This window comes from Ancylobacter moscoviensis (genome assembly GCF_007559435.1).
Lineage (GTDB): Bacteria > Pseudomonadota > Alphaproteobacteria > Rhizobiales > Xanthobacteraceae > Ancylobacter > Ancylobacter moscoviensis.
In genome coordinates this window covers 389,107-402,448 of record NZ_VMBP01000004.1, presented here as the reverse complement: position 1 = coordinate 402,448, position 13,342 = coordinate 389,107, and the positions used below count along the sequence as shown (strand labels likewise).

Sequence of the window (13,342 nt, the reverse complement as noted above, 5' to 3'; positions counted from 1 at the left end):
TCGATGTCCACCGCTTCCCCCCACGCAAAATCCGCCTCCGCGAAAAGCGGCTCCGCCTTCGCCTCGCCCGAGCTGATCGGGCGGGCGATCCGGGACGCGTTCGTGAAGCTCAATCCGGCCGTGCTGATGCGCAACCCGGTGATCTTCGTCACCGAGATCGTCGCGGCCCTCGTCACCGTGCTGTTCGTGCGGGACTTCCTGGTCGGCAATCCGCTGGCTTTCACCGGCCAGATCATGGCCTGGCTCTGGTTCACCGTGCTGTTCGCCAACTTCGCCGAGGCGATCGCCGAGGGGCGGGGCAGGGCGCAGGCGGATTCGCTCCGCAAGGCCCGCACCGACACGGTGGCCAAGCGGCTGCGTGATCCGGCCGCCCGTACCGCCCATGACCGGATCTCGGCGCTCGACCTCAAGGTCGGCGACCATGTGCTGGTCGAGGCGGGCGACCTGATCCCCGGCGACGGCGAGATCGTCGAGGGCATCGCCTCGGTCAACGAGGCGGCGATCACCGGCGAGTCGGCGCCCGTCATCCGCGAGTCGGGTGGTGACCGCTCGGCGGTGACCGGCGGCACCACGGTCATTTCCGACTGGATCGTCGTGCGCATCACGGCGGCGCCGGGCTCCTCCTTCCTCGACCGCATGATCGCGCTGGTCGAAGGCGCGGAGCGGCAGAAGACCCCGAACGAGCTGGCGCTCTCGGTGCTGCTCGTCGGCATGACGCTGATCTTCCTGATCGCCGTCGTCTCGCTTGCCGGCCTCGGCCGCTATTCCGCCGCCGACGTGCCGGTGCCGATCCTCGTCGCGCTGCTGGTCACGCTGATCCCGACCACCATCGGCGGCCTGCTCTCGGCCATCGGCATCGCCGGCATGGACCGGCTCATCCGCCACAACGTGCTCGCCATGTCCGGCCGCGCGGTGGAGGCGGCGGGCGACGTCGACACGCTGCTGCTCGACAAGACCGGCACCATCACCTTCGGCAACCGCATGGCGTCGGAGATCATCCCCGTTCCCGGCATCAACGAGCACGAGGCGGCGGTGATCGCCGTGCAGGCGAGCCTCGCCGACGAGACGGCGGAAGGGCGCTCCATCCTGGAGCTGGCGCGCGAGAAATTCGGCATCGCCGCCGACCGCGTGGCGCTGGACGGGGCGTCTTTCGTGCCCTTCTCGGCCTCAACCCGCCTGTCGGGCGTGGATGTCGACGGCCGGCGCATCCGCAAGGGCGCGGTCGACGCCATCAAGCGCTTCGTGCTCTCGGTCGACCCGCAGGCGGCGATCGGCGTCGCGGCCTTCGACGCGGCGGTGGAGCGCATCGCCCGCTCCGGCGGCACGCCGCTCGGCCTTGCCGAGAACGGCCGGCTGCTGGGCGTCATCCATCTCAAGGACGTGGTGAAGCCCGACATCAAGGACCGCTTCGCCGAGCTTCGCCGCATGGGCATCCGCACGGTGATGGTGACGGGTGACAACCCCATCACCGCCGCCGCCATCGCCTCGGAAGCCGGCGTCGATGATTTCATCGCCGAGGCCACCCCGCAGGACAAGCTCGCCTATATCCGCACCGAGCAGCGCCACGGCCGGCTGGTCGCCATGTGCGGCGACGGCACCAACGACGCCCCCGCGCTCGCCCAGGCCGATGTCGGCGTGGCCATGCAGAGCGGCACGCAGGCGGCACGCGAGGCGGGCAACATGGTCGATCTCGACAGCGATCCGACCAAGCTCATCGAGATCGTCGGCATCGGCAAGCAATTGCTGATGACGCGCGGGGCGCTGACGACCTTCTCCATCGCCAACGACGTGGCGAAGTACTTCGCCATCATCCCGGCGCTGTTCATCGCCGCCATCCCCGAGCTCGGCCTGCTCAACGTCATGGGGTTGTCGACGCCGCAGAGTGCCATCCTGTCGGCGGTCATCTTCAACGCGCTGATCATCATCGCGCTGATCCCGCTGGCGCTGCGGGGCGTGAAGTACCGCGCGCAGGAGGCCGGCACGGTGCTGGCGCGCAACCTGCTGATCTATGGCGGCGGCGGCATCGTGCTGCCCTTCGTCGGCATCAAGCTCATCGACCTCGCCATCACGGCGATCGGCCTCGCCTGAGGAGACCATCATGCTCGCTCAACTCCGTCCGGCGGTGACACTGCTCATCGCCTTCACCCTGCTCACCGGCATCGCCTATCCGCTGGCGATGACCGAGGTGGCGCAGGCGCTGTTCCCGGCGCAGGCACGCGGCTCGCTCGTCGAGAAGGACGGCGTGGTCGTGGGCTCGCGGCTGATCGGCCAGGGCTTCGCCGGAGAGGGCTACTTTCGCTCCCGCCCGTCCGCCGCCGGCAACGGCTACGACGCCGCGGCCTCGTCCGGCACCAATCTCGGCCCGACCAGCGCCAAGCTCGCGGAACGGCTGAAGACCGACGCGGCGGCACTGCGGGGGGCCGGCGTCGAGGGGCAGATCCCCGCCGACGCCGTCACCACCTCGGGCAGCGGCCTCGATCCCGATATTTCGCCGGCGAACGCTCTCGCCCAGGTTGCGCGCATCGCCAGGGCGCGCGGCGTGGAGGAGGCCCTTGTGCGCGATCTCGTCACGGCGCACATAGAGAAGCGCCCGCTCGGCGTGTTCGGCGATCCGCGCGTCAACGTGCTGGCGCTCAATATAGCGCTGGACGCGGCCGCGCCGCAGGCGCCAGGCCGCCCGGCTCCGGGCGAGGCGGCGCCGGCCACTGTGTCGGGCTCCTGACGGAAAGGCTTCATGAGCGCACAGGATCCGCCGCGCGCCGACCCGGAAGCCCTGCTCGCGGCGGCCGAGCGGGAGGCGCGCGGCAAGCTGCGCATCTATCTCGGCGCCGCCCCCGGGGTCGGCAAGACCTACGCGATGCTCTCCGCCGCCCGCGCCGCCAAGGCCGCGGGCGGCGACATCGTTGTCGGCATCGTCGAGACGCATGGCCGGGCCGAGACCGAGGCGCTGGTCGAGGGGATGGAGATCCTCCCGCGCAAGGGCATGGCCTATCGCGGACGGCTGGTGCTGGAGTTCGACCTCGAGGCGGCGCTGGCCCGCCGCCCGGGTCTGCTGCTGGTCGACGAATACGCCCATTCCAACGTCGACGGCAGCCGGCACCCCAAGCGCTGGCAGGACGTGCAGGACCTGCTCGCGGCCGGCATCGACGTGTGGACCACGCTCAACATCCAGCACCTCGAAAGCCTCAACGACGTGGTGCAGCGGATCACCGGCGTCCGGGTGCGCGAGACCGTGCCGGACACGGCGCTGCAGAAGGCGGACGAGATCATCCTCGTCGACCTGCCCTCCGACGAGCTGATCAAGCGTCTGGCGGACGGCAAGGTCTATGTCGAGGACACCGCGACCCGCGCCGCGCAAAGCTTCTTCAAGCCGTCCAACCTCACCGCTCTGCGGGAGCTGGCGCTGCGCCGGGTGGCGGCGCGGGTGGACAGCGATCTCGTCGAGCGCATGCAGGGCTCGGCCATCGAGGGGCCCTGGGCGGCCGGCGAGCGGCTGCTGGTTTGCGTCGGGCCGGACATCGCCGCCGAGCGCGTTGTGCGCGAGGCCAAGCGCCTCGCCGACCTGATGGATGCGAGCTGGTTCGCGGTGACGGTCGAGCGGCCTGGATACGTCATGTCCGGCGACGACCGCAAGCGGCTGGAGGCCGGCATGCGGCTCGCCGAGACGCTCGGCGCGGAAACCCGGTCGCTGGTCGCGGCGGACGTCGCCGCCGAGCTGCTGCGCTTCGCACGCTTCGAGAACGTCACCCAGATCATCATCGGCAAGGCGCGGCGGCGCCGGCTGACCTCATGGCTGCGCGCCTCGCTGGCGGATGTCCTGGTGAAGCGGGCGGACGGCGTGGCGATCCACGTCGTCACCGCCGAGGCGGGGGAGGTGCCGGCGCGCCGCCGGTTCGCCCTGCCGCCGGCGGGGCCGTTCATGGGTTATGTCGCGGCCTCGCTCGGCGTGGGCATCGCCACCGTGGTCGGGCTGTTCCTGTCCCGGTTCGTGCCGCTGCCCAACGTCTCGATGCTCTATCTGCTCGCCGTGCTGCTGCCGGCGCTGCTCTATGGTGTCTGGCCGGCGATCACCGCCTCCGGCCTGTCCTTCCTCGCCTATAATTTCTTCTTCATCGACCCGGTGGATACCTTCACCGTCGCCCGCCCGCACGAATTGCTGGCGCTGCTGGTGTTCCTCATCGTGGCGGTGATCATCTCGGCTCTCGCCGGGCAGGCGCGCGAGCAGACCCGCATCGCCGCCCAGCGCATGCGGGCGACCCGGAGGCTCTACGAGTTCACCCGCAAGCTCTCCTCGCTCGCCGACCGGACCTCCGTCGCCGAGGCCGCGGCGGTGGAGCTGCACGCGGCGCTCGGCCATCCGAGCGTGATCCTGCTGTCGGAACATGGCGAGCTCTCCATCGCCGCCGCCTGGCCGCCCGAGGACCGGCTCGACACCGGCTCGATGACGGCGGCGGCCTGGGCCTTCGAGCATGGTGAGGCGGCGGGGGCGGGCACCGGTACGCTGCCGCGCGTGCCCTGGCTGTTCCAGCCGCTCGGCGCCGCCGAGAGCGGGGCGCATATCGGCGTGGTCGGCATCGAGCGCGATCTGGAGGCGCCCATGCTGGACGCGGAGAGCGAGCGCATCCTCGGCTCGCTGTGCGAGCAGACCGCGGCGGCGCTGGTGCGCACCATGCTGTCGGCCGAGGTGACGCGGGCGCGCACTGCTGCCGAGACCGAGCGGGTGCGCAACATCCTGCTCGCCTCGATCAGCCACGATTTCCGCACCCCGCTCGCCTCCATTCTCGGCGCGGCGACCAGCCTCATCGACTACGGGCCGGAAATACCGGCGGAGACCCGCCGCGACCTTCTGGTGCAGATGCGCGAGGAGGCGGAGAACCTCGACCAGATGGTGCGCAACCTCCTGTCGATGACGCGGCTGGAGGCGGGGGCGCTGGAGATCCACAAGGATTGGGTCGATGCGGTTGAGCTGATGAACCGCGCGGTCTCGGCGGTGCGCCGGCGCGGCGCGACGCAGCGCTTCGTGGTGACGGCGGCGCCCGACCTCCCGTTGATCCAGGCGGACCAGAGCCTGATGGACCAGGCGCTCGGCAATGTCGTCGCCAATGCCGTACGCTATGCCGGACGGGAGGCACGCATCGGCCTCTCCGCCACCGTCATCGAGGGGCAGCTGGTGATCGCGGTGACCGATGACGGGCCCGGCATCCCGGTCGAGACCCTGCCGCATGTGTTCGAGAAGTTCGTGCGCGCCTCGCGCGGCTCCGGGGATGGCGGCGACGGCTCGGGGCTCGGCCTTGCCATCACCAAGGGAATCGTCGAGGCCCATGGCGGCAGCGTTTCCGCCCGCAGCCCGGCGCCGGGCCAGCGGCGCGGCACGCGCATCGCCCTGCGGCTGCCGCTGCCGCCGGAGGCACCGGCGGAGGAGGAGGCGGCATGAGCGGGATCAGTGTGCTTGTCGTCGACGACGAGCCGGCCATCCATCGTTTCATGGCGCCGGCGCTGGCGGCGAACGGCTATGAGGCCATGCGCGCCGACACGGGCACGCAGGCGCTGTCGCTCGCGGTGAACCGGCGGCCCGACATCATCGTGCTCGACCTCGGCCTGCCGGACATGGACGGCAAGGAGGTGCTCCGGCGCCTGCGCGAATGGTCGGACGTGCCGGTCGTGGTGCTCTCGGCACGCGACCGCGAGATCGAGAAGATCGAGGCACTCGACCTCGGGGCGGACGATTTCGTCAACAAGCCCTTCGGCATCGGCGAACTGATGGCGCGGCTGCGGGCGGCTCTGCGCCATCGCATGCAGGAGAAGGGCGAGACGCCGGTGCTGCGGCTCGGCGGGATCGAGATCGACATTCCCCGCCATCGGGTGGTGCGCGACGGCGCGGAGATCAAGCTCACGCCGAAGGAATTCGAGCTGATCGCCTTCCTCGCCCGCCACGCCGGCAAGGTGCTGACCCATCGCCAGATCCTGCGCGACGTATGGGGCCCTGCGCACGAGCACGACACGCAGTATCTGCGGGTCTATGTCGGCCAGCTTCGCAACAAGCTGGAGGCGGACCCCGCCAATCCCGCGCTGATCGTCACCGAGCCGGGCATCGGCTACCGGGCCGGCGACTAGCCGCGCCGCGTGCCTCGGCCGTGCCCCCGGCGCTTGCTTGCCCTGCTGGACGCTGGGAACATTGCATGAACGGCGATTCGGTGGAGGGGATGATGGCGATCCGGGGCAGACAGGCGGTCGGGCAGTTCGGCATGACGCTGATCGTGCGGGACGTGGCCGCGGCGGCGGACTTCTATCGCGACGTGCTGGGCGCGCGGGAGCTGCGCCGTAATTACATGCACAATCATGGAGAGGCCCCGGGCGAGGAAGCGCTTTCGTCCGAGATGGAGCTGGCCGGAGCCTATCTGACGGTGGTGAAGGAGAACCCCCGCTGGGGCGAGGCACCGCGCGCCGACTGGCCGCGCTCGCCGCTTTCCGCCGGAGCGCCATCGACGGGGATCAATCTCTATGTCGACGATGTGGACGCCATCTTCGCCCGGGCGGTCGCCGCCGGCGCCTCGCCGCAGATTGCCGATGGAAAGCCGCAGGACGGCTATTGGGGCGACCGGCTGGTGCAGTTCTACGATCCGTCCGGCCATTTCTGGCGGCTGCTGACCCGTATCGAGGAACTCGACGAAGAAGAGCTGCCGGAGCGTTTCCATGCGCAGTGCGAAGCCGTGCGCGCGGCACGGCGGGGCGCATCGTCGGCGAACTGACAGACAGCCGGGAGCCGACCGCGTGCGCGGCAGGCTCCCGGCTGTCGCTCACGCTTCCATGTCGACGTCGCGGGTCTCGTGGCCGAGCAGCAGCGAAATCAGCGTCAACACGGCCATGGACGAGAGATAGACGCCCACCCAGAACGGGCTGCCGGCGCCGAGGCTCCACAGCGCCACCGCGATGAAGGGCGCCACCGCCGCGCCGAGGATCGACGAGACGTTGTAGGCGATGCCCGAGCCCGTGTAGCGGACATTGGCCGGGAAAAGTTCCGGCAGCAGGGCGCCCATCGGGCCGAAGGTCATGCCCATCAGGCTGAAGCCGAGGATGAGCCAGGCCATCACGCCCGCCGGCCCGGCCGCGAGCATCGGCACCCATATGAGGCCGAAGGCGACGATGCCGAGCGTCACCCAGATGAGGGTACGCCGCCGGCCCCAGCGATCCGCCCACGGCCCCGAGAGCATGGTGAAGATGCCGAAGAACACGACGCCGATGATCATCATCAGCACGAAGGTCGTGTAATCGTAGCCGAGGCCGGGCAGTCCGGCGTTCACCCCGGCGCGGCCGTAGCTCAGCGAGAAGGTCGTCATCAGGTAGAACAGGACGTAGGTCGCGAGCATGTAGAAGGTGCCGAGGATAAGCTCCTTCCAGTGCGTCTGGAACACCGAGGCGAGCGGCAGCTTGTGGACCTTGCCGGCCTTGACGGTCTTCTCGAAGGCGGCGCTCTCGACGAGGTTGAGACGCACCCACAGACCGATGGCGACCATCACGATCGAGAACAGGAAGGGAATGCGCCAGCCCCAGTTGAGGAAGGCGTCGGAGGGGCGTGAGGGATCCTCCGACGGCATGACCGCGGCGATGATCAGGAACAGGCCGTTGGCAAGGATGAAGCCGATCGGCGCGCCGAGCTGCGGGAAGGTGCCAAACACGGCGCGCTTGCCGGGCGGGGCGTTCTCCGTCGCCACCAGCGCCGCGCCGCTCCACTCGCCGCCGAGCGCGAAGCCCTGGGCGAGCCGCATGACGACCAGCAGCGCGGGGGCGAACCAGCCGACGAGATCGTAGGTCGGCAGCAGGCCGATGAGGAAGGTGGCGACGCCCATGGTGAGCAGCGCTCCGACCAGCGTCGCCTTGCGCCCGCGCTTGTCGCCGAGATGGCCGAAGAAGATCGCGCCGAGCGGGCGCGCCACCATGGCGGCGCCGAAGATGGCGAAGGAGGCGAGAAGCGCCGCCGTGTCATTGCCCGCCGGGAAGAACAGGTGCGGGAACACCAGCACCGCGGCCGTGGCGTAGACGTAGAAGTCGTAGAACTCGATGGTGGTGCCGATCAGGCTCGCCAGGATGACGCGGGAGCGCGGATTGGCAACGGCCCCGGAATGCGGGGCGACAAGGGTGGAAGACATTCAAGGCTCCGAAAACGGCAGGCCGGCCGGGCAACGGGACGCGGGACGGCAAGTTTCGGAAGCCCTTTTAGACCACGAAGCCGGCAAATGCAGCGGGCCGGGCTCATACTTTCGAACGGACGGCGCGCCGCATCGGCCTTTCCCCGCCTCAACCGGGCGGGTCGACCTTCACCCCCTGCGGCCCGACCTCGATCTGCAGCGAGTTCCGGTCGCGCTCATAGGCCCGGTAGGCGAAGAAGGCGGCCACGCCCGCCAGCACCACGACGGCGACGGTCAGTAGGGTCCGGTTCATCTGGCTCTCCCGTTTCCGGTTCATCCCCGTCACGGCAGCGCCGCAACGGTACCCGAACGCCGGAAGTGCCGGGACGGTTCCCGGACGCCTTCCCCTGCGGATGACGCAACGCATCGCCCGGCCTCCGCGGTGGCGGTCCGGCACATGCCGGCGATGCCGTGAAGACGGAAAGCATTGGTCGCTATCCGCCGCTGCGGCATGCGCCGCGCAAGACATCGGCCGGCGGAGCAACACATTCAACGCGGCGCCGTGCGCGCTGAAAAACAATCGCTGCCGCTACGACGTAATGCCGCATGAACTGGCGACACCATTGAAGAGATGGAGATGTATCGTTAGGTAAACATACCTTGGTATATTTCATGTTGAATCCATTTCAAGAACTGATATCTGTCATGCATTGGTCAAATGGCGCGTGCCTGGAGCTTTAAAGGTCTTACTAAGCGTAACTATTTGACGTTCGGTAAGTATAGGCGGCGGGCGGCGGGGCCCGCCCTTGCGCATCCGGACATGCGTCCTTTGCAGCGCCTCATACGCGCGATTGCGATCCCGTAAGCGGCCGAAAAGAGCCGCGCTTGTCCAACAGGTCGAGGAAACGTCAATGGAAGCGAGCTCATCGACCGCACGCGCCTGGGAACCCTGGTTCCAGCTGGCCTGCGGCATTCTCTGCATGGCGATGATCGCCAATCTTCAATATGGCTGGACGCTGTTCGTCGATCCGATCGACCAGGCCCATGGCTGGGGCCGCGCGGCGATCCAGACCGCCTTCACCATCTTCGTGCTGACCGAGACCTGGCTGGTGCCGATCGAGGCCTGGTTCGTGGACCGCTACGGCCCGCGCGTCGTGGTGATGTTCGGCGGCGTGATGATCGGCCTCGCCTGGATCGTCAACTCCTACGCCACCTCGCTGGCCATGCTCTATGCCGGCGCGGTCTTCGCCGGCATCGGGGCGGGCGCCGTCTACGGCACCTGCGTCGGCAACGCGCTGAAATGGTTCCCCTACCGGCGCGGCCTCGCGGCCGGCGCCACGGCGGCCGGCTTCGGCGCCGGCGCGGCGCTGACCGTGGTGCCGATCGCCAACACCATCGCCGCGCACGGCTATCAGGCGGCGTTCTTCTGGTTCGGCATCGGGCAGGGCGCCATCGTGCTGCTGCTGTCGCTGTTCCTGCGTTCGCCCAAGCACAAGATCGCCGCGCCGAAGAAGGCGCTGAGCCTGCCGCAGAGCAAGGTCGACTACCAGCCCTCGCAGACGGTGACCAAGCCGGTGTTCTGGCTGCTCTACCTCATGTTCGTCATGGTCGCCTCCGGCGGCCTGATGGCGGCGGCGCAGATCGGCCCCATCGCGCACGACCTCGGCGTCGCCGACGTGCCAGTGAACCTTCTCGGCCTGCAGGCCGTGGCGTTGACGCTGGCGATCTCGCTCGACCGCATCTTCGATGGCTTCGGCCGCCCGATCTTCGGCTACGTCTCCGACCGGATCGGCCGCGAGAACACCATGTTCATCGCCTTCGGCACCGCGGCCGCGATGCTGCTGCTGCTCGTCTATCACGGCTCGAACCCGCTGGTGTTCGTGCTGGCGACGGCCTGCTTCTTCGGGGTGTTCGGCGAGATCTACTCGCTGTTCCCGGCGACCTGCGGCGACACGTTCGGCTCGAAATTCGCCGCGACCAATGCCGGCATGCTCTACACGGCGAAGGGTACGGCGGCGCTGCTGGTGCCGCTCGCGAGCATCGTGGCGGCCGCCTATGGCTGGTACGCGGTGTTCGCCATCGCGGTCGGGCTCAATGCGGCGGCGGCCTTCCTCGCCATGTTCGTGCTGAAGCCGCTGCGCGCGCGCTTCATCGCCAGCAGCGCGGTGGAGGCGGAGGGCGTCGGGGCGGCGGTCGGCCAGCAGTCGCCCGCGCACTGAAACCGTCGAAGAGAGAAACGAAAAGCGCCGGGCAGTACCCGGCGCTTTTTTATTCAGAGCGTCGTCATGGCCGAGTTTGGCCTGGCCATCCACGCCCCTTCCTAGCTCGAATCAGGAGAAAGGCGTGGATCCCCGGGACAAGCCCGGGGATGACGGTGTGATATTGCTCAGCGCTCGCCGGTCACTCCCGCATAGACCTCCGGTCGCCGGTCGCGCAGATGGGTGTTGAGCGCGCGGCCGGCCTGCAGCCGCTCGGGGGAGAGATCGACGACGATCAATTCCTCGCCTTCGCCCGCCAGCACCAGATTGCCGCCATTGGGATCGCCGACGCAGCTCAGCCCCATATAGTCGAGCGTGCCCTCGCTGCCGCAGCGGTTGGCATAGGCGACATAGAGCTCGTTCTCGAAGGCGCGGGCTGGCACCACGAAATGGGAGACGGCGTCGTAGGGCTTCATGTTGGCGGTCGGCACGAGGACGAGATCGGCGCCGCCGAGCGCCAGGGCGCGCACCGCTTCCGGGAATTCGACGTCGTAGCAGATGAGGATTCCCAGCCTGTAACCGTCGATCTCCGCGAGTTCCACCGTGCCGGGTCCGGGGGCGAACATCTCCCGGTCGAGATCGCCGAACAGGTGCGTCTTGCGGAAGTTCAGCAAGGGCGCGCCGCCGCGGTCGAGCAGCAGCGCGGCGTTGTAGATCGCGCCGTCCGCCCCACGCTCGGGGTAGCCGTAGCAAAGCGCGATGTTGCGGGTGCGGGCGATGTCGGCGGCCCGCCGCGCGCTCGGCCCGTCGGCGGGTTCGGCGAGGGCCTGCGCGGCATCGCGGCCGATATTGTAGCCGGAGAGGAACATCTCCGGCGCCAGCAGCAGGTCCGCGCCCTGTTCCACGGCGGCAGCCGCCGCCGCGTCCAGCCGGTCGAGATTGGCGGCCGGCCGGTTGGCGGGATCGCCCGCCGTCTGCAGAAGGGCAAGCCGCATCAGTCGCCCCGCCGTGCCTTCAGCGCCGTCACCGACATGCAGAAGATCTCGAACAGCACCTGCGCGGCGGCATGGGCGGTGTTGCTGGTGGCGTCGTACTGGGGAGCGACCTCCACCACGTCGCCGCCGATCACGTCGAGCCCATTGAGGCCGCGCAGCAGCTCCAGCACCTCGCGGGAGGTGAGGCCGCCGATCTCCGGCGTGCCGGTGCCCGGCGCGAAGGCGGGGTCGAGGCTGTCGACGTCGAAGGAGACATAGACCGGGCCGGTGCCAAGCACCTGCTTCGCCTTCTCGATGATCGCCGGTACGCCCATGCCGGTGACTTCCTCGGCGTGGATCACCGTCATGCCGCTGTCGTAGGAGAACTCCCACAGGAATTCGGCGCCGCCGCGAATGCCGATCTGGATGGTACGCTCGGGATCGAGCACGCCGTCGAGCACCGCGTTGCGGAAGGGACCGCCGTGGTGGAACTTGGCGCCCTCATAGGTGCCGCTGGTGTCGCAATGCGCATCGATGTGCAGCATGCCGACCGGCCGCTTCTCGCCGACCGCCTTGAGGATCGAGCCGGTGATCGAATGGTCGCCGCCCACCGAGAGCGGAACGACGCCGGCGCCGACGATCTTCTTGTAGAAGGCCTCGATGTCCTCGTGGCAGCTATCGAGGCTGAAGCGGGAGCGGAACGGCACGTCACCGATGTCGGCCGCCTTCACTTCCGCCGCCGGCACCATGTTCAGTACGTGCTCATAGGGCCCGATACGCTCGATGGAGCGCACGGCGCGCGGGCCGACGCGGGCGCCGGCTCGGTTGGTGACGCCAAGGTCCATCGGCACGCCGATCAGCGCCACGTCGAGCCCGGCGAAATCCGGCAGCTCCGGCGCGTCGGGCCGGTAGGGCGCGTCGAGCAGCGTGGCCGCATTCGCCCATGGCCAGACGCGCTTCTCGCCGTCCTTGAACTGGAGTTCGGCGACGCGCTTGAAGGTTGGGTCGTAGACGACACCGCCGCCCACGCCCGCATATTTGGCCCGCAGCTTTTCGAGCTTTTCCCGATCGGACATTCTTGCCTCGTGCTTCTGGAAGTCCGGTGAGGCTACCCGGACCCGGCGTCATCGGGGAGGGGGCACGAGGCCGTCCTTCGTCGGATGACGCTGAGTGTGTCCCGGCGGGCTCAGCGGATGTTCAATAAGATCTCCGCCACCTCTTCCGGCGCGCTGAGGAAGGGCGAGTGGCCGGTGTCGAGCTGGTGTACCTGCGCGCCCGGCACCGCCGCCTGCATCTCGCGCTGCACGGCGAGCGGCAGGCCGCGATCCTGAAGGCATTCGACATAGTGGCGCGGCAGCCGGCCGAAACGGCGCGGCGTGATCGCCGAGACCGCCGTGAAGGGCGCGTGCGGGGTGACGCGCACGACATTGGCCATGGCGCGGTCGATGTCGTGCTCGGTGCAGTCGGAATAGAGCGAGCGGGAAATGAGGTCGCGCCGGGCGAGGTCGAGGCCGAGCCCCTCCTTGCCGAGCCGCAGCATGCCCTGCGTCTCCACGATGGCCGGGTCCTTGAGATAGGTCGGCGTCATCACGAAGTCGCGGGCGGTCTTGCCGTTCGGCGCCATGAAGCCGGTCAGGTAGACCAGCGCCTCGATACGCTCGTGCATCTCCTCGCCGAGCCAGGTGCAGGTCGCCCCGCCCACCGAATGGCCGACGAGGATCACCTTGCCCTCGATCTCCTCCAGCGCCGCGCGCGCGGGGGCGGCGTAGATCGAGATGTCGGTGACGGCGGCGGTTGGCGTCGTGTCGAAGCCGTGGCTGGCGAGGTCCGGGGTGATGACGGCGTGGCCGGCGGCGGCGAGGATGTTCGCCACCTTCATGAAGCAGCCGCCCCACTGCCAGGAGCCGTGGATGAGAATGAAGGTCGCCATGGCGTGTCTCCCCGTATCGTCCGGTGCTCTTTGCCCGCGTGGTAGCGGGCGCGGCGTGTGCCGTCCAGCCTGGTATGCCACGACGTACCGCCGATGAAGGACGGAAGTTGCGCT

11 protein-coding genes are annotated in these 13,342 nt (G+C 69.0%); 6 read left to right on the top strand and 5 right to left on the bottom strand.

Annotated features, from left to right (window positions below):
* Positions 1–3: 3 nt before the first annotated feature.
* The 5 genes from kdpB (at position 4) to FO470_RS14345 (ending at position 6,749) form a co-directional block, all read left to right on the top strand.
* Positions 4–2,088, top strand: a complete 2,085-nt coding sequence (kdpB, locus tag FO470_RS14365) for a potassium-transporting ATPase subunit KdpB (RefSeq protein ID WP_144343640.1) — start codon at positions 4–6, stop codon at positions 2,086–2,088.
* 10 nt (positions 2,089–2,098) lie between these two features.
* Positions 2,099–2,722 (top strand): potassium-transporting ATPase subunit KdpC, encoded by a 624-nt coding sequence (gene kdpC, locus FO470_RS14360; protein ID WP_144343639.1) that lies wholly within the window; start codon positions 2,099–2,101, stop codon positions 2,720–2,722.
* A gap of 12 nt (positions 2,723–2,734) precedes the next feature.
* The gene (locus FO470_RS14355; protein ID WP_144343638.1) at positions 2,735–5,434 is read left to right on the top strand and encodes a sensor histidine kinase; all 2,700 of its coding nucleotides are present in this window, start codon (positions 2,735–2,737) and stop codon (positions 5,432–5,434) included.
* On the top strand, positions 5,431–6,114 hold the full coding sequence (locus tag FO470_RS14350) for a response regulator (protein WP_144343637.1): 684 nt from the start codon (positions 5,431–5,433) through the stop codon (positions 6,112–6,114). Before FO470_RS14355 ends, FO470_RS14350 begins: the two co-directional genes overlap by 4 nt.
* Positions 6,115–6,179: 65 nt before the next feature.
* Positions 6,180–6,749 (top strand): VOC family protein, encoded by a 570-nt coding sequence (locus FO470_RS14345; protein WP_144343636.1) that lies wholly within the window; start codon positions 6,180–6,182, stop codon positions 6,747–6,749.
* A 48-nt stretch (positions 6,750–6,797) separates the two neighbouring features.
* Here FO470_RS14345 and FO470_RS14340 read toward each other — a convergent pair whose 3' ends face one another.
* Both FO470_RS14340 and FO470_RS19570 read right to left on the bottom strand, forming a co-directional pair.
* Entirely contained in the window at positions 6,798–8,147 is a 1,350-nt protein-coding gene (locus tag FO470_RS14340) for an MFS transporter (RefSeq protein WP_144343635.1), read from the bottom strand.
* A 148-nt stretch (positions 8,148–8,295) separates the two neighbouring features.
* On the bottom strand, positions 8,296–8,439 hold the full coding sequence (locus FO470_RS19570; protein WP_186291968.1) for a hypothetical protein: 144 nt from the start codon (positions 8,437–8,439) through the stop codon (positions 8,296–8,298).
* 598 nt (positions 8,440–9,037) lie between these two features.
* On the opposite strand from FO470_RS19570, the gene oxlT reads away from it, so the two are divergent.
* Positions 9,038–10,345, top strand: coding sequence for an oxalate/formate MFS antiporter (oxlT, locus tag FO470_RS14335; protein WP_144343634.1), 1,308 nt, complete (start codon positions 9,038–9,040; stop codon positions 10,343–10,345).
* A 167-nt stretch (positions 10,346–10,512) separates the two neighbouring features.
* Here oxlT and FO470_RS14330 read toward each other — a convergent pair whose 3' ends face one another.
* The 3 genes from FO470_RS14330 to FO470_RS14320 all read right to left on the bottom strand — a co-directional run bounded on the left by FO470_RS14330 (position 10,513) and on the right by FO470_RS14320 (position 13,228).
* Entirely contained in the window at positions 10,513–11,319 is an 807-nt protein-coding gene (locus FO470_RS14330) for a carbon-nitrogen hydrolase family protein (RefSeq protein WP_144343633.1), read from the bottom strand.
* Positions 11,319–12,374 (bottom strand): agmatinase, encoded by a 1,056-nt coding sequence (gene speB / locus FO470_RS14325; protein ID WP_144343632.1) that lies wholly within the window; start codon positions 12,372–12,374, stop codon positions 11,319–11,321. The genes FO470_RS14330 and speB overlap by 1 nt, the downstream gene beginning before the upstream one ends.
* A gap of 110 nt (positions 12,375–12,484) precedes the next feature.
* Positions 12,485–13,228, bottom strand: coding sequence for an alpha/beta fold hydrolase (locus FO470_RS14320; protein ID WP_144343631.1), 744 nt, complete (start codon positions 13,226–13,228; stop codon positions 12,485–12,487).
* Positions 13,229–13,342: the final 114 nt, after the last annotated feature.

What these genes read in the sequence shown, in the direction of transcription:
- kdpB (WP_144343640.1), top strand. Translation starts at nt 4, where the DNA reads ATGTCCACCGCTTCCCCCCACGCAAAATCCGCCTCCGCGAAAAGCGGC.
- kdpC (WP_144343639.1), top strand. Translation starts at nt 2,099, where the DNA reads ATGCTCGCTCAACTCCGTCCGGCGGTGACACTGCTCATCGCCTTCACC.
- FO470_RS14355 (WP_144343638.1), top strand. Translation starts at nt 2,735, where the DNA reads ATGAGCGCACAGGATCCGCCGCGCGCCGACCCGGAAGCCCTGCTCGCG.
- FO470_RS14350 (WP_144343637.1), top strand. Translation starts at nt 5,431, where the DNA reads ATGAGCGGGATCAGTGTGCTTGTCGTCGACGACGAGCCGGCCATCCAT.
- FO470_RS14345 (WP_144343636.1), top strand. Translation starts at nt 6,180, where the DNA reads ATGAACGGCGATTCGGTGGAGGGGATGATGGCGATCCGGGGCAGACAG.
- FO470_RS14340 (WP_144343635.1), bottom strand. Translation starts at nt 8,147, where the DNA reads ATGTCTTCCACCCTTGTCGCCCCGCATTCCGGGGCCGTTGCCAATCCG.
- FO470_RS19570 (WP_186291968.1), bottom strand. Translation starts at nt 8,439, where the DNA reads ATGAACCGGACCCTACTGACCGTCGCCGTCGTGGTGCTGGCGGGCGTG.
- oxlT (WP_144343634.1), top strand. Translation starts at nt 9,038, where the DNA reads ATGGAAGCGAGCTCATCGACCGCACGCGCCTGGGAACCCTGGTTCCAG.
- FO470_RS14330 (WP_144343633.1), bottom strand. Translation starts at nt 11,319, where the DNA reads ATGCGGCTTGCCCTTCTGCAGACGGCGGGCGATCCCGCCAACCGGCCG.
- speB (WP_144343632.1), bottom strand. Translation starts at nt 12,374, where the DNA reads ATGTCCGATCGGGAAAAGCTCGAAAAGCTGCGGGCCAAATATGCGGGC.
- FO470_RS14320 (WP_144343631.1), bottom strand. Translation starts at nt 13,228, where the DNA reads ATGGCGACCTTCATTCTCATCCACGGCTCCTGGCAGTGGGGCGGCTGC.